Origin of the sequence: Staphylococcus condimenti (assembly GCF_001618885.1) — a bacterium.
Classification (GTDB): Bacteria; Bacillota; Bacilli; order Staphylococcales; family Staphylococcaceae; genus Staphylococcus; species Staphylococcus condimenti.
The window spans coordinates 116557-132297 of record NZ_CP015114.1; the positions used below are offsets into that span (position 1 = coordinate 116557).

Below are 15741 nucleotides of genomic sequence, written 5' to 3' on the forward strand. Positions count from 1 at the left end.
TGAGAAGGAAGTTGATCACGAATGTGGAAAGAAAAAGTGCAAGAATATGAAGATCAAATTATAGCTGATTTATCCGGATTGCTATCAATCGAAAGTGTCAGAGATGATAGTAAAGCAACATCTGATGCACCGCTCGGACCAGGACCAAAAGCTGCGCTTGATTATATGTATCAACTTGCAGAACGTGATGGATTTGCTACACATGATGTAGATCATGTTGCAGGAAGAATCGAAGTCGGTAAAGGTGAAGATTTATTCGGTATTCTTTGTCACGTCGATGTTGTGCCTGCAGGAGATGGATGGGATACACCTCCTTTTGAACCTACAGTTACTGAAAATGCGATTATCGCTAGAGGAACTTTGGATGATAAAGGGCCTACAATTGCAGCATATTATGCAGTTAAAATTTTAAACGATATGAATGTTGATTGGAAAAAGCGTGTACACATTATTGTAGGTACAGACGAAGAGTCTGATTGGATAGGTGTAAACCGTTATTTTGAATCTGAAGAAATGCCTGGTTTAGGTTTTGCACCGGATGCTGAATTCCCAGCAATCCATGGTGAAAAAGGTATAACAACATTTGATATCAAACAAGAAAATGATTCAACAGAAGAAAAACATGCAGATGTAGTATTAGAATCGCTTGAATCTGGACAACGTTATAATATGGTGCCTGATGAAGCAGTAGCGCGTCTGACTGTAAAAGCAGAAGATCTTGATATCACAGAATTGTACCAAAACTATTTAGATGCACATGATTTAAATGGCACAAGTGAATTAGATGGTGATACTTTAGTTTTACGCTTAAAAGGTAAAGCTGTACATGGTATGGTTCCATCAATAGGATTAAACGCTGGATTATTTTTAATTCATTTCTTAAATGAACTGAATTTAGATGCTCAAGCAGCAAAATTTACGGACTTAAGTGAAAGATATTTATTTGAATCACACTTTGGAGAAAAAATGGGTATGAAATTCCATACTGATAAAATGGGAGATTTAACAACGAATATCGGTATTATTTCATATTCAAAAGATAAAGGCGGAGAATACGGCATCAATTTACGCTATCCTGAAGGATTTGAATTTGATGACGCAATTAAACGCTTTACAAATGAAGTAAAAGAATTGGGATTTGAATTAGATTTAGGTAAAGTACAACGCCCTCATTACGTTGATAAAAATGACCCTTTTGTACAAACACTTGTACAAGCATATCGTAATCAAACTGGAGATATGACAGAACCATATACGATTGGCGGCGGCACATATGCACGTAACCTAGATAAAGGTGTAGCATTCGGAGCGATGTTCAGCGACTCAGAAGATTTAATGCATCAAAGAAATGAATACATCACTAAAAAACAATTATTCAATGCAACTAGCATTTATTTAGAAGCGCTATATGCATTATGTGTGGAGGAATGACTATATGACGAATAAAGTGTTATTGAATGGCCGATTTGTAGATGAAAAAGACGCAAACATCCCGTATAACGATAGAGGATATAATTTTGGCGATGGTATTTATGAATACATCCGTGTTTATGATGGAACTTTATTTACAGTTAAAGAACATTTTGAAAGATTTTTACGCAGTGCTGCAGAAATCGATATCGATTTAGAAGAAACTGTTGAGTCTTTAACGCAAACAGTACAATCTTTAATTGATGAAAATAATGTTCAAAATGGCGGAATATATATCCAAGCAACAAGAGGCGCATCACCTAGAGATCATGCTTTCCCTGGACCAGATGTAAAACCGCAAATTATGGCTTTTACAAAGAGTTATGGCAGACCGTTTGAAGAACTTGAGAATGGTATCTTTGCGGTAACAGTTGAAGATATTCGCTGGTTACGCTGCGATATTAAAAGTTTGAATTTGCTTGGTAATGTTTTAGCTAAAGAATATGCAGTGAAATATAATGCAGCAGAAGCTATTCAACATCGTGGCGATACGGTGACAGAAGGTGCTTCTAGTAATGTTTATGCGATTAAAGATGGTGTGATTTATACACATCCAATCAATAACTTTATTCTTAATGGCATTACACGTCAGGTAATTAAAAATGTGGCAGAAGAAGCAGATATTCCTTTTAAAGAAGAAACGTTTACTGTCGACTTTTTGAAAAATGCAGATGAAATTATCGTTTCTAGTACTTCTGTTGAAGTTATGCCAGTTATTAAATTAGACGGTGAAGCAGTAGGAGAAGGTAAAGTTGGTCCGATAACACGTAAGCTTCAAGAAGGCTTTAGTCAGAAAATTGAAGAAAGTCACAATAAATAAATTTTAAATATATGGACATAAAATCCAACGTTATGCACTAATTTGTGTTATAATTTTTAATTGTCGCTGCATTATAAAGTATAAAAATAAAACGCAGCAATTCGAGAAATTAATTCATGAAAATCATAAGATTAAGTACCTATTATGAATGTTTCATAGAAGGTAAAATGTGTCTTTTAGTTTCTCATTTTTGGTTGAAATGAGACTTTAAAAACTATAAAATTAACAATGAGTGCTAAAGGTATGAACGGATTAAAATGTTATTTGCAAAATGTAAAATATGGCTCTTGAAATACCATTCTTGAGCCATTTTCTAATTGAAAGCGAGGTGAACGTGTTGGAGCAGTTTTATCAGTTAGGGTGGACATTGGATTCTGCTGGCGGTGCATCTGGTGAAGCTTATATGGCTGAACAAGATGGGCAAAAATTATTTTTAAAAAGAAACTCAAATCCTTTTATCGCAGCTTTATCTGCAGAAGGCATTGTACCTAAATTAGTTTGGACTAAGCGGATAGAAACTGGAGAAGTTGTAACCGCACAACATTGGAAGAACGGGCGTGAACTTACTTTCGAAGAGATGAATCAAACAAGAGTAGCAAAACTGCTTAAAAAGATTCATAGCTCTAAAACGCTTTTGACAATGTTGAAGCGTATGGAAATGGAACCTATAACTCCAGATATTTTATACCAAAAAATCAATACTTCGCTTTCAAGACAAGTGCTTTCACATCATGTAATTAGAAAAGCATTAACTTATCTTGAAGAACATAAGCCTAATTTAGACCCTCGCTTTTATACAGTAGTTCATGGTGATGTAAACCATAACAATTGGTTATTGTCAGATCATGATGAATTATATCTAGTGGATTGGGAAGGTGCGATGTTAGCAGATCCAGCGATTGATATCGGTATGCTGCTTTACAATTACGTTCCTCAAAGTGAATGGTCTGAATGGCTTGAAAAGTACGGGGCAAAAGAATCTCTAGATTTAAGCAAACGTATGAAATGGTATACAGTAATTCAAGCTATTGGATTAGTAGAGTGGAATGAAGAACAAAAACGCTATAAAGATATGAATATTTGGCTGAAATTCTTAAATGAAGTAATGAACAGCAACGTATTTATTTGAGGAGAATTATCAAATGAGATTAAGAAATAAACCTTGGGCAGAGGATTATTTACGCAAACATAATACAGTTGTGGATCTTGATGGTACTCATGCTGGTAAGATGTCTGAGTGGTTTGAAAAAGATCAACCTATTTATATAGAAGTCGGCTCTGGCATGGGACAGTTCATTACAGAACTAGCTGCACAACAGCCGGAAGTTAACTTTGTATCGTTAGAACGAGATAAAAATGTTATGATTCGCGTTTTGGATAAAGTATTGGAAAAAGATTTGCAAAATATTAAATTAATCTGCAATGATGCTATGGAATTAACAGATTATTTCAAAGATGGCGAAGTAGATCGTGTCTATTTGAATTTTTCAGATCCATGGCCAAAAAAACGACATGCGAAACGCCGTTTGACTTATCGTTCATTTCTAGCTTTATATAAAGCGATTTTAAAAGATGAAGGTGAAATACATTTTAAAACGGATAATCGCGGACTATTCGCTTATAGTCTAGAAAGCATGTCTCAATTCGGAATGTATTTTACAAAAATTAATTTAAACCTTCACGATGAAGATGATGAAGACAATATCGAAACTGAATATGAACGGAAATTTGCTGATAAAGGATCACGTATTTATCGTATGGAAGCAAAGTTCCATTAAATAATGAACTGCATTCAAAATGAATGCAGTTTTTTGATTTGATGAATTTGAAATTCGATAATACAAGCCATATACTTAAATTAACTAGATTCAAATGGAGGGGTATTATGAAATTAGGGAATTTTCAGATCCATTATTTGAATGGTGGCATGACAAATATGGATGGCGGTACGATGTTTGGTGCTGTTCCAAAACCATTATGGTCACGTAAATTAGAACCAAATGATAAAAATCAGGTCAGAATGTCTACACATCCTATCCTTGTTCTGACTGAAGATAAAAACATTTTAATTGATACTGGTTTAGGAAATGGTAAATTGACTGACAAACAAAAGCGTAATTCTGGCGTTGAGAATGAAAGCTTTGTAAAAAAAGAATTAGCGGATTATAATCTTTCACCTGAAGATATAGATATTGTGTTGATGACACATATGCATTATGATCACGCTGCTGGATTAACAGACAATGAAGGTCATGCTCAATTTCCGAATGCAATTCATTATATCCAGCAAGATGAGTGGCATGAGTTCAATGCACCTAATATTAGAAGTAAAGCTACATATTGGCCGCAGAACCAAGGAGATTATAAAGAGAATGTCATATTATTTGAAAATGACATAGAGCCCTATCCTGGTATTAAAATGCAGCATACAGGCGGTCATAGTTTCGGCCATAGTATCATAACGATTGAAAGTAATAATGAACATGCTGTGCATATGGCAGATATCTTCCCATCACATGCACACTCTAATCCGCTATGGTTAACTTCATATGATGATTATCCAATGCAAAGTATTCGTGAAAAAGAGCGATTGATACCTTATTTTATCCAAAATGACTATTGGTTCTTGTTTTATCATGATGCTGATTATTTTGCAGTTAAATATGATAAAAAAGATAAAACAATGAAGGATACGATTAAAAGATAATAAAAAACGATGCTTTCTTTTTTAAGAAAGCATCGTTGATTATTAAGTATTTAAGAACTAATGAATTATACTTCTTTTATATTAATAATCTTACCATTTGTTGCATCAGCAACAAATTCATAATTGCTGACTTTACCATGGTTTTCAGTAGTCACTCCGCCACGATATACTTCATATTCGATACCGTCTTGTTCAAAAGGCTGAGGTTCTGAGACGATGTATGACCCAGTTACATTCATAAAGTAACTTTTAACCTCTTCAATGAGTTTGAATGGGTTATACTTTTTAGTGCCTAGTATAGTGAGGTAAACTAATACACCGCTCACTAAAACTGTGATTGGTAAAACTAACAATAACCAAATTTTTTTTCGAGACATCTCAATTTATACCTCCACTTACGTTATATTAATATTCTATCATAAGTGAAGGGCATTAATGAATAAATAAGGAGGCTCCTTAATATGGACTTAACAAAAAATAAAACATTAAAACAAATGAAAATATTAACCGAATTCCACAGTGCGCCTGGATTTGAAAATGATTTGAAAGATTACATAAAAAGTGAGATGGAGCCATACGCAGACGATTTCGTTTATAACAAAATGGGTGGTTTTTACGCAGTTAAACGATCAGAAAATCCGAATGCTAAAAAAGTGATGATAGCTGCGCATATGGATGAAGTAGGCTTCATGATTACAAATATAACAGATAATGGAATGATTCAATTCACCAATTTAGGCGGTGTTGCAGCTGATATTTGGCAAGGTCAGAGATTAAAGGTTAAAAATCGCAATAATGAAATCGTAACTGGTGTTGTGGCAAGTATTCCAAAACATTTCAGATCGGGTAATGAAGGGTTGCCTGAAATCAAAGATTTAATGTTAGATATCGGAAGTGAATCAGCAGAGGAAGTTAGAAGCCAAGGTATTGAAATTGGTGATTCTATTGTACCTGACACTGAATTCATTCAACTTTCTGAATATCGATATGCAGGTAAAGCATGGGATAATCGTTATGGTTGTTTATTAGCAATAGAAATTTTAAAATTATTTAAAGACATAAAATTAGATGTTGATTTATATGTAGGTGCGAATGTGCAAGAAGAAGTTGGATTACGCGGCGCACGTGCAGCTGCTGAACAAATCGATCCTGATATTGCTTTTGTTGTGGATTGTTCGCCAGCAAATGATATGAAAGGTGCCCAGCAACTATCAGGTAAATTAGGCGGAGGCACGTTGATTCGTATTAAAGACGGCACAATGATTTTGAAACCATCATTTAGAGATTATCTGCTTCAATTATGTGATAAACAAAATATCAATCACCAATATTATATTTCACCAGGCGGCACTGATGGCGGTGAAATTCATAAAGCTAATAGTGGTATCCCTACAGCTGTAATTGGTGTATGTGCAAGATATATTCATAGTTCTGATTCAGTATTTGATATTCGCGATTACTATGCAGCGAGACAATTATTGTTTGAATCAGTCAAATCACTAGATAACGATCAAATCGAACGTTTACAATATTCTTAAACCCAGAAAGAAGATGAAAAAATGAAAACTTTAGAATCTGTTATGCAATTTGATGAATTAAAACAAGGTAAAACTGTATTTATGTTTACAGCTGATTGGTGCGTAGACTGCCGATTCATTAAACCCAGATTACCTGAATTAGAAGAGAATCATAAAAACTTTACTTTTGTATCAGTGGATAGAGAGCAGTTCATCGATTTATACGTTGAACTTGGTATTATGGGTATCCCTAGTTTTCTAGTATATGAAAATGGAGAACAAGTAGGTAGTTATGTGAGTAAAGATCGTAAAACAATTGAACAAATCGATGAATTTATAAATAATATTTAAATCAAAATACCCTTAGGAAATTATGTATTTTTTCTGTTCCTAAGGGTATTTTTACGGTAAACTATATAAAGGTATGTAATTAGGAGTGTTAAAATATGAATGTCTTTCAAATGAGAGATAAATTAAAAGAACGTTTAAAACATTTAAATGTGAATTTTTCATTTAATCGTGATGAAGATACGTTGCGCATTGCAAGAAAAGATAACGGGAAAGGCGTAACAATTAGATTAACACCGATTGTTGCCAAATATAATGATAAAAAAGAAACAATTGTTGATGAAATTGTTTATTATGTTACAGAAACGATTGAACAAATGAGCGAACAAGCTCAAAATGAAATACAAAATTTGAAAATTATGCCTGTAATGCGTGCAGCTAGTTTTGAAAAAGAAACGAAAGAAGGGCATAAGTTTGTTATAGATGAGCATACAGCTGAAACTAATATTTATTATGCTTTAGATTTAGGCAAATCGTATCGTTTAATCGATGAAAGCATGTTGAAACAGTTGAATGCTACGGCACAACAAGTGAAGGAAATGGCACTATTTAACGTTCGTAAGCTTGATACCACATATAAAACTGATGAAGTAAAAGGCAATATTTTTTACTTTATCAATACAAATGATGGTTATGATGCGAGCAGAATATTAAACACGCCGCTTCTTAACCAATTTGAAGAAAAAGCCGAAGGTGAGATGCTGGTTGCAATACCGCATCAAGATGTATTAATTATCGCAGATATTCGTAATAAAACAGGATATGATGTGATGGCGCATCTAACGATGGAATTCTTCACGAACGGTCTTGTTCCAATCACTTCATTATCACTTGCATATGACAAAGGTCATTTCGAACCTATCTTTATATTAGCTAAAAATAATAAAGCTAAAAAAGATAACAGTCCAAATGTAGTGCAAGAACTCAGTGCTGTAAAAGATAATAAAACCAACAAAAATAATAAAAACGACAAGTAGTAAGGAGATATAACAATGAATTTATTTTATAATAAAAATGGTGTCGGAGATGTCGCGTTTTTACAACTGGATCCTGCACAAGGAGAGTTTGAATATAAACAATATGGCGATGTAGTCCGCATTACTCAAGATAACGCTGTGGTAGGTTATAACATTTTTAATGCCTCGAATCATTTATCTTTAGAAGGTAACGGTCATATTAAACTAACGCCTGAACTAGTTGACCAATTACAAAAAACACTTAACGATGCTGGCATTGAAGATAAATTAGATTCAGATTTATCACCTAAATTTGTAGTTGGATATGTTGAAACAAAAGAAAAACATCCTAATGCTGATAAACTAAGCATTTTAAAAGTAAATGTTGGTAATGAAGAATTACAAATTGTTTGTGGCGCACCTAATGTGGAAGCGGGACAAAAAGTTGTTGTAGCTAAAGTAGGTGCTGTAATGCCAAGTGGCATGGTCATCAAAGATGCAGAATTAAGAGGCGTAGCATCAAGCGGTATGGTGTGCTCAATGAAAGAATTAGATTTACCGAATGCACCAAAAGAAAAAGGGATTATGGTCTTATCTGACGACTATCAAGTTGGACAACCATTTTTTGAAGAATAATTAAATTTGGGAAGGAAGTGAATTTATGAGCTGGTTCGATAAACTATTTAGTGATGGAGATGACGAAGAAGTATATCAACGTAAATACAGTCAACGTCGACAAAAATTAGAAGAAAAAGAACGTCATCGTCAATCATTGCTTCCTGAAAATAATGATATTTATAATCGTCCGAAAGGTAATTTTCGATTTCCTTTGCATGTGAATGATCCTGAAAATGTAGGTAATGAGACAGATACTTCAAATACAGATTTTCAGGCGCCGCATTCAGAAGAGATTTCTCGTGAAGCAAGTATTCCACAAGATAATAGACGTCACAGAAGAAGACGTAATTTTGAAGACCACAACTATCAAGAACAAAGTGAATTCCGGCCTTCAAGAAGTTCACGCTCAAGATCCAATCAACAACATCATAATCCTGCAAAAGAATCATCATACACATCTAATAAACGACGCGTTCAAAACTATACGTCTGCCTATGATGCAAAAGATGTGTATTATAGAAGCGGTGAATTCAGAGCTGAAGAAGTTCCTTCTGCAATCTTTGGTACCAAAAAACGACATCCTTTAGAAAATGGTGTAATTAAAAGTGATGGTACATTTAAAAAAGAAGATGACAATGAAAAGCATGAACGTATACCGACTGATCCATTGAATGGTTCAAGAAGATATGAAAATACAGAGAAAACATCCGATGATCAAAATAATGTAGCACATGAACCGACTTCAGAACCACAAGAAGAACTTCAACACACAATGAAGGAGACACCTAATTATTCTAAAGCAGATAATACTATCAATATTAACAATATCTATGCTTCTCAAATTGTTGAAGAAATCAGACGTGAAAGAGAACGTAAATTCTTAAAACGTAAAAAGTTCAAAGAAGCTTTGCAACAAAAGCGTGAGCAAGAAGATACTGATTCAATTCAAAAAGCGATTGATGATATGTATGCTAAACAAGCAAAACAATATGTAGAAGATTCTGTATTCCACGAAGACGATGCAATTGCTGAAAATAACGAGAGCAATCAAGAAAGTTTTAATGATGATTTAAAACAATCTATAGATAATGAAGAGAAAACGGGCGTTTCTGAAGAGGAACATGATTTAAATTCAGATTTTGACTATGAAGAAATCAATTTAGATGACGTTCAACAAGTTCAATCTATAGATGATAAAGATGTGGAAATTGTTAATGATGAAACTGAAGCAGAAAATGAAAATATTTATGATGAGACTCAAAATAATATTGATTCAGAAGCGACTTCAAAATCAACGGGAACAGCACAACCATTAAAAAATGCTGAACATGAAATTACTGATGCTCAGTATACTGAAATGGATGACGATCCGATTGAACATACAGAGAGTCATATTAATAAATCAGAAACTAGTGTTCCATTTGCTGAAGATGTTACTGAAGAAATGTCAGAAAGTGACAAAGATCAACAAGTTCAAGCATCAACTTCAACAAATGAACCTGCATTAAAGCCAGAAAATGATTCTAAAGTTGAGCCGAAAGCTCAATCTAATCTACATGGCATAGAAGATAATAATGATCAAACTCACTTAGAAAAAGAGTTTAAATCATTAGAACCAGAGTTGAAACCGTCTTATCAAAAAGATGCATCATTAGATAAAACAGAAGATGTTGATAGAACAGAACATGCAAATGAACAAAACAAAGAAGGCGGCTCATTAGAACCTAAACTGGTTCCAGAGCAGTCATTCAATACACCATCAGAAACATCAAGTACTAAAAATCATAATGATGCTTTGAATGATGAATCAAAAAGAGCTGCTTCTGAAGATGAAACGATTTCTGCAGAAGAAACAACATCTGATAAAAATGATTCTGTTGATAAGCAAGAAGATGATAAGAGTGATTTAGCAGAAGGTCATCAATCTGACAACATATCTGAGATAAAGCGACCTCTTCGTAAAGGGGCAAAACCGTTTAATGTTATGATGACACCTTCAGATAAACGAAGAATGCAAAAAGCAAATCAACATAAATCTACATCATCATTAAGACCTGATATTAAAAATGAATCATCAACTATGAAGACAGCAACTCAAGAAAACAAACCAGAAATTGAAAATGGTCAAGATGAAAAACAAAATAATAGTTTTGAAAAAAGCGAGCATCAGGAAAATAATACGAAACAAAAAGAAGCGGGTCATATAACAGAAAGTATGAACCAACTGCATGTTGAACAAAAACCTATAGAAGAACAATCTCAAATAAATCATGCAGAACAAAATCAAGATGCTGCATCAGAAGAGGATATAAAAATATCTAAAGCAACAGCGCATGAAGGCATTAGGAAAGGGCCTAATTTAAAACTGCCGAGTGTAGAATTGCTCGATGATCCAGAGATTCATGAAATTGATGAAGAATGGATTGAAGAGAAAAAACAAGAACTTAATGATGCTTTTTATTACTTTAATGTACCTGCAGAAGTTAAAAATGTAACTGAAGGTCCTAGTGTCACTCGTTTTGAATTATCTGTAGAAAAAGGCGTTAAGGTATCTCGTATTACTGCATTACAAGACGATTTAAAAATGGCATTAGCAGCTAAAGATATCAGAATCGAAGCACCGATACCTGGCACAAGTTTAGTAGGTATAGAAGTACCGAATGTTTCTCCTACTAAGGTTAACTTACGATCGATTATTGAAAGTCCGAAATTCAAAAATGCCGAATCTAAGTTAACAGTAGCCATGGGTAATAGAATCAATAATGAACCATTATTGATGGATATTGCAAAAACACCACACGCACTTATAGCTGGTGCAACTGGTTCAGGTAAGTCCGTTGCTATTAATAGTATGCTGCTTTCTTTGCTGTATAAAAATCATCCTGAAGAGCTTAAACTACTTCTGATTGATCCTAAAATGGTAGAACTAGCACCGTATAACGGATTACCTCATTTAGTATCACCGGTTATTACGGATGTAAAAGCGGCCACACAAAGTTTAAAATGGGCTGTAGATGAAATGGAAAAACGTTATAAGTTGTTTGCACAATATCATGTGCGAAATATTACGGCGTTTAATAAAAAAGCATCTTACGAGCAGCGTTTACCAAAAATCGTTATTGTTATTGATGAACTAGCAGATTTAATGATGATGGCACCTCAAGAAGTAGAACAATCAATTGCGCGAATTGCGCAAAAAGCACGTGCTTGCGGTATCCATATGCTGGTTGCTACACAAAGACCATCTGTAAATGTTATCACTGGATTAATTAAAGCAAATATTCCAACACGTATAGCATTTATGGTATCATCTAGTGTGGATTCAAGAACGATTCTAGACAGTGGCGGTGCTGAACGATTATTAGGATATGGCGATATGCTTTATCTTGGTAATGGTATGAATAAACCGATTAGAGTTCAAGGCAGTTTTGTTTCGGATGAAGAAATTGATGCTGTTGTTGACTTTATTAAAGAACAGCGTCAACCTGAATATTTGTTTGAAGAAAAAGAATTATTAAAACAAACGAAAGCCCAATCTAAAGACGATTTATTTGATGAAGTTTGCAGATTTATGGTTGCAGAAGGTCACATTTCTACATCATTAATCCAACGACACTTCCAAATCGGTTATAACAGGGCAGCAAGAATTGTTGACCAATTAGAAGAATTGGGATATATTTCAGGCTCCAATGGTTCTAAACCAAGAGAAGTTTATTTAACTTCAGCTGAAATAAATGAGGAATAAGAAAGAAGGAGTGTTAATATGACACACTATCATTTTGTCGGAATTAAAGGATCTGGTATGAGTTCTTTAGCCCAAATAATGCATGATTTGGGTCATGAAGTCCAAGGTTCCGACATAGACCAATATGTGTTTACAGAAAAAGCATTAAGAAATAAAGGGATCAAAATATTACCTTTCAATCCTGAAAATATTAAAGAAGGCATGACAATCATTCAAGGAAATGCCTTTTCAGATACACACGAAGAAATTGTACGTGCACATGAGTTAGATTTGGAAGTTATTGACTATCCAACATTCTTAGGACATGTCATAGAACAGTATATTTCAATTGCAGTAACTGGTGCTCATGGTAAAACATCTACAACTGGTCTGTTATCTCATGTAATGAACGGAGATAAAAGAACTTCTTTCTTAATTGGTGATGGTACCGGCTTAGGTATTCCGCAAAGTGAATTCTTTGCTTTTGAAGCATGCGAATATCGACGTCATTTTTTAAGCTATCGTCCTGATTATGCAATAATGACAAATATCGACTTCGATCATCCTGATTATTTTAAAGATGTTGATGATGTTACTAATGCTTTCCAAGAAATGGCATATAACGTAAAAAAAGGCATTATTGCATGGGGAAAAGATGAACACTTACAAAAAATCAAAGCAGACGTTCCAATTTATTATTATGGATTAGAAAAAGATGAAGATATTTATGCTGATAACATTCAAATTACTGAGCATGGTACACAGTTTGATGTTTATATCGATGGTAAATATTTTGATCGATTTTTATCTCCTCAATATGGTGATCATAATATTTTAAATACACTTGCAGTTATCATGGTATGTTATCTTGAGGGTCTTGATATAGAAAACATCAAAGAGGCATTAGAAACATTTGGAGGGGTAAAAAGACGTTTCAATGAAACAAAGTTACATAATCAAGTATTAGTTGACGATTATGCCCACCATCCACGTGAAATTAATGCTACAATTGAGACAGCAAGGAAAAAATATCCGAACAAAGATGTAATTGCTGTTTTCCAACCGCATACTTTTTCAAGAACCAAAGCTTTCTTGAAAGAGTTTGCTGAGAGCTTGAGTAAAGCAGATCGAGTTTTCTTGTGCGATATCTTCGGATCTATCAGAGAACATGATGGTAGTTTAACTATTCAAGATTTAATTGATCGTATTCCAGGTGCTCAGCTAATCGGTGAAAACAATGTAAACATTTTAAATGAATTTGATAATGCGGTTATTTTATTTATGGGAGCAGGAGATATTCAAAAAATCGAGCGTGCCTATATGGAAAATAACGGCGTAACAAATGAATTTTAATATGTTTATACTATTTTTGCTTTGGGTATTTTAAAAAAATAAGACATAAGCTATTTAGGAGGCGTTTTTAATGGACTGGATTTTACCTGTAGCAGGTCTAATTGCAGCAGTAGCATTTTTAATTTTAGTAATCGGAATTGTGCTAGTCTTAGTATCTGTTAAGAAAAATTTAGACTATGTTGCTAAAACTCTTGACGGAATCGAAGGTCAAGTACAAGGGATTACTCGTGAATCAACAGACTTACTTCACAAAGCAAACCGCTTAACTGAAGATATTCAAGATAAAGTGGACCGCTTAAATTCTGTAGTTGATGGAGTAAAAGGAATCGGTGATTCTATCCAAGATTTAGATGGATCAGTGGACCGAGTAACAAACTCAATTGCACATAATATTTCTCAAAATGAAGACAAAATTTCACAAGTCATCCAATGGTCTAATGTTGCGATGGAAATTGCTGATAAATGGCAATATAGAAAGCAACAAAGAGAAAGTGCAAACTACAGAGGCTAAATGGTATAATGTAGTTCAATTGAACTGTATACCTCATCTGTAGGCTCAAACATAATCAATTATAGTACTTACAAATTGCACTTAAATGAGGTTGAATCAACTTTGTTTAAGTGCTTTTATTTATAGGAGGCAAAAAATGAGAAAGAAAAATGATGAAGCTAAATTAGAAATCTATGAAGTTGAAGCCATGGCTGACACAGTACGTAAAGATTTCGTATCTGGATTTATAGCAGGTGCTTTTATCGGATCGGCAGTTGGATTCATTTTAAATCAAGTCAAAAAACGTAAACAACAAGAACAACAAGTAGAAGAAAAATATGAACAAGACAAACCAACTATGAAAGAAAAAGTAAGTGCACAAACAGATGCCTTAAAAGCGAATGCACAAGACCAACTTCAAGGCATGAAAGATGTTGCGCAACAAATTAGAAATGAAGTTGCACAAAAGGTCAAAAATGACGATCAAGAATATGATGTTGAAACATTACGCGCTGAAAAGCAAGCAATCAGAAATGAAGCAGCTGCTCATGATTTAGCCGACGTTTCTCCACAAGCTCAAGAAGAAGTATCTGGTGATGACAGCACACCATCTACTTCAAAAGCTGAGGCAGCTACACTTGAATTCACAGCTGCAGGAAATGCTAAGGCAGCAAAAGAAAAAGCAAAATTGATTGAAAATGATAACACTGTAGCCGCAAATGTAAATGAACTTTTCAAAGCAGCACCAGTAAAAGCAAGCGGACTTGCTACAGTTCCTGTATTAGTGTCAGTTACTAAAACAGTAGTTGATTCAGACAAAAATTCAGATACTAAAACAGCAAAACCAACTAAATCTAAGTCATCATCAAAACCATCACCTAAACCAGCAGAGAAACGTACAAAACAAACACATGAAAAAGCTTCAATGGATAAAGGTGTAATCACGCATGACAAAGCTACTGAAAACCATGCAAATGAAAGTAAAAGCGTTGCTGGACATACAGTTGTAAGTGCAAAAAAAGATGATGAATCTGCAGTTAAAGTTGCCGCTAAAGAAGAAGGTAAATCTGAAGAAAACATTAATGCAACAAAAGTAGAAGGCGCTTCAAGTAAAGCTGCAAACAAAAAAGAAACTTCTCAAAAATCAACAACAAAAAATGATGAACCGACAGCAAAAGTAGAATCTAAAACAGTAAACAATACTACTACAACGAAAACACAAACTTCAAAAACAACTGATACACCTAAAAAGACAGCAGCAACAACTACTAAACAAGCTAAAGCGTCTTCATCAAAAGATGTAACAAAAACAACGACTAAAACAACTCGAAAACCTGCTGCAAAAGGTAGTAAAACAACAACACAAAAAACAACAACAAAAACAAAATCACAAAGTCAAAATAATTCACCGAAATCTACATCTAAGAACAAAACTGACGAATCTGCTAATAAAGCAAAATCTACAACTAAACAAACATCAAATCAACCAAAAGGTGAAGCAACTAAGAAAAAAATTGAAAAGAAAACATTCAATGATTAAGAGAGATGATTATAAATCAGCCTTGCAAAGGTAAGGCTGATTTATTTTTATTAAATTTTGGTAGATATTAAGTAAAAAGCGTAGTATCATGGCCTTATTAAATGTGTGAAAATTGTAAATTATTTAAAATATGAGATTATTAAGCCGCAAAGGTTGAAATTTAATAAACTTACTGCTACAATACTTGTTAAATTCAAT

14 protein-coding genes are annotated in these 15741 nt (G+C 33.9%); 13 read left to right on the forward strand and 1 reads right to left on the reverse strand.

The window, feature by feature from the left end; all coding sequences use genetic code 11:
* Positions 1 to 21: 21 nt before the first annotated feature.
* The 5 genes from pepV to A4G25_RS00755 all read left to right on the forward strand — a co-directional run bounded on the left by pepV (position 22) and on the right by A4G25_RS00755 (position 4997).
* A complete protein-coding gene (gene pepV, locus A4G25_RS00735) occupies positions 22 to 1431 on the forward strand; it encodes a dipeptidase PepV (RefSeq protein WP_047131925.1) in 1410 nt (469 codons plus the stop codon).
* 4 nt (positions 1432 to 1435) lie between these two features.
* Entirely contained in the window at positions 1436 to 2290 is an 855-nt protein-coding gene (dat, locus tag A4G25_RS00740) for a D-amino-acid transaminase (protein WP_047131924.1), read from the forward strand.
* A 337-nt stretch (positions 2291 to 2627) separates the two neighbouring features.
* Complete coding sequence (locus A4G25_RS00745; RefSeq protein WP_046099168.1) at positions 2628 to 3419, forward strand: phosphotransferase family protein; 792 nt, start codon at positions 2628 to 2630, stop codon at positions 3417 to 3419.
* A gap of 13 nt (positions 3420 to 3432) precedes the next feature.
* Positions 3433 to 4068, forward strand: coding sequence for a tRNA (guanosine(46)-N7)-methyltransferase TrmB (gene trmB / locus A4G25_RS00750; protein ID WP_047131923.1), 636 nt, complete (start codon positions 3433 to 3435; stop codon positions 4066 to 4068).
* A 107-nt stretch (positions 4069 to 4175) separates the two neighbouring features.
* Positions 4176 to 4997 carry a YtnP family quorum-quenching lactonase gene (locus A4G25_RS00755; RefSeq protein WP_047131922.1) on the forward strand — a complete coding sequence of 274 codons (822 nt, stop codon included), beginning with the start codon at positions 4176 to 4178 and terminating at the stop codon, positions 4995 to 4997.
* A 65-nt stretch (positions 4998 to 5062) separates the two neighbouring features.
* On the opposite strand, the gene A4G25_RS00760 is transcribed toward A4G25_RS00755, so the two are convergent.
* Positions 5063 to 5374 (reverse strand): hypothetical protein, encoded by a 312-nt coding sequence (locus tag A4G25_RS00760; RefSeq protein WP_047131921.1) that lies wholly within the window; start codon positions 5372 to 5374, stop codon positions 5063 to 5065.
* Between the two features lie 84 nt (positions 5375 to 5458).
* On the opposite strand from A4G25_RS00760, the gene A4G25_RS00765 reads away from it, so the two are divergent.
* From A4G25_RS00765 to A4G25_RS00800, 8 genes are all read left to right on the forward strand, one after another.
* Positions 5459 to 6535, forward strand: a complete 1077-nt coding sequence (locus A4G25_RS00765) for a M42 family metallopeptidase (protein ID WP_047131920.1) — start codon at positions 5459 to 5461, stop codon at positions 6533 to 6535.
* Positions 6536 to 6556: 21 nt separating this feature from the next.
* The gene (locus A4G25_RS00770) at positions 6557 to 6865 is read left to right on the forward strand and encodes a thioredoxin family protein (RefSeq protein WP_047131919.1); all 309 of its coding nucleotides are present in this window, start codon (positions 6557 to 6559) and stop codon (positions 6863 to 6865) included.
* 95 nt (positions 6866 to 6960) lie between these two features.
* Positions 6961 to 7839: a DUF1444 domain-containing protein gene (locus A4G25_RS00775; protein WP_047131918.1), complete on the forward strand. Its 879-nt coding sequence runs from the start codon at positions 6961 to 6963 to the stop codon at positions 7837 to 7839.
* A 15-nt stretch (positions 7840 to 7854) separates the two neighbouring features.
* Entirely contained in the window at positions 7855 to 8454 is a 600-nt protein-coding gene (gene ytpR / locus A4G25_RS00780) for a YtpR family tRNA-binding protein (protein WP_047131917.1), read from the forward strand.
* A 25-nt stretch (positions 8455 to 8479) separates the two neighbouring features.
* Complete coding sequence (locus tag A4G25_RS00785; RefSeq protein WP_047131916.1) at positions 8480 to 12181, forward strand: DNA translocase FtsK; 3702 nt, start codon at positions 8480 to 8482, stop codon at positions 12179 to 12181.
* Positions 12182 to 12199: 18 nt separating this feature from the next.
* Positions 12200 to 13513, forward strand: a complete 1314-nt coding sequence (gene murC, locus A4G25_RS00790; protein WP_047131915.1) for a UDP-N-acetylmuramate--L-alanine ligase — start codon at positions 12200 to 12202, stop codon at positions 13511 to 13513.
* A gap of 70 nt (positions 13514 to 13583) precedes the next feature.
* Positions 13584 to 14024 (forward strand): DUF948 domain-containing protein, encoded by a 441-nt coding sequence (locus A4G25_RS00795; protein ID WP_047131914.1) that lies wholly within the window; start codon positions 13584 to 13586, stop codon positions 14022 to 14024.
* Positions 14025 to 14160: 136 nt separating this feature from the next.
* Positions 14161 to 15543, forward strand: a complete 1383-nt coding sequence (locus tag A4G25_RS00800) for a hypothetical protein (protein ID WP_047131913.1) — start codon at positions 14161 to 14163, stop codon at positions 15541 to 15543.
* Positions 15544 to 15741 lie beyond the last annotated feature (198 nt).

Bases quoted from the DNA above. Each gene is read 5' to 3' on its own strand.
- A4G25_RS00770 (WP_047131919.1), top strand. From the start codon at position 6,557: ATGAAAACTTTAGAATCTGTTATGCAATTTGATGAATTAAAACAAGGT.
- A4G25_RS00760 (WP_047131921.1), bottom strand. From the start codon at position 5,374: ATGTCTCGAAAAAAAATTTGGTTATTGTTAGTTTTACCAATCACAGTT.
- murC (WP_047131915.1), top strand. From the start codon at position 12,200: ATGACACACTATCATTTTGTCGGAATTAAAGGATCTGGTATGAGTTCT.
- ytpR (WP_047131917.1), top strand. From the start codon at position 7,855: ATGAATTTATTTTATAATAAAAATGGTGTCGGAGATGTCGCGTTTTTA.
- dat (WP_047131924.1), top strand. From the start codon at position 1,436: ATGACGAATAAAGTGTTATTGAATGGCCGATTTGTAGATGAAAAAGAC.
- A4G25_RS00795 (WP_047131914.1), top strand. From the start codon at position 13,584: ATGGACTGGATTTTACCTGTAGCAGGTCTAATTGCAGCAGTAGCATTT.
- A4G25_RS00765 (WP_047131920.1), top strand. From the start codon at position 5,459: ATGGACTTAACAAAAAATAAAACATTAAAACAAATGAAAATATTAACC.
- A4G25_RS00775 (WP_047131918.1), top strand. From the start codon at position 6,961: ATGAATGTCTTTCAAATGAGAGATAAATTAAAAGAACGTTTAAAACAT.
- A4G25_RS00755 (WP_047131922.1), top strand. From the start codon at position 4,176: ATGAAATTAGGGAATTTTCAGATCCATTATTTGAATGGTGGCATGACA.
- A4G25_RS00785 (WP_047131916.1), top strand. From the start codon at position 8,480: ATGAGCTGGTTCGATAAACTATTTAGTGATGGAGATGACGAAGAAGTA.
- A4G25_RS00800 (WP_047131913.1), top strand. From the start codon at position 14,161: ATGAGAAAGAAAAATGATGAAGCTAAATTAGAAATCTATGAAGTTGAA.
- trmB (WP_047131923.1), top strand. From the start codon at position 3,433: ATGAGATTAAGAAATAAACCTTGGGCAGAGGATTATTTACGCAAACAT.
- pepV (WP_047131925.1), top strand. From the start codon at position 22: ATGTGGAAAGAAAAAGTGCAAGAATATGAAGATCAAATTATAGCTGAT.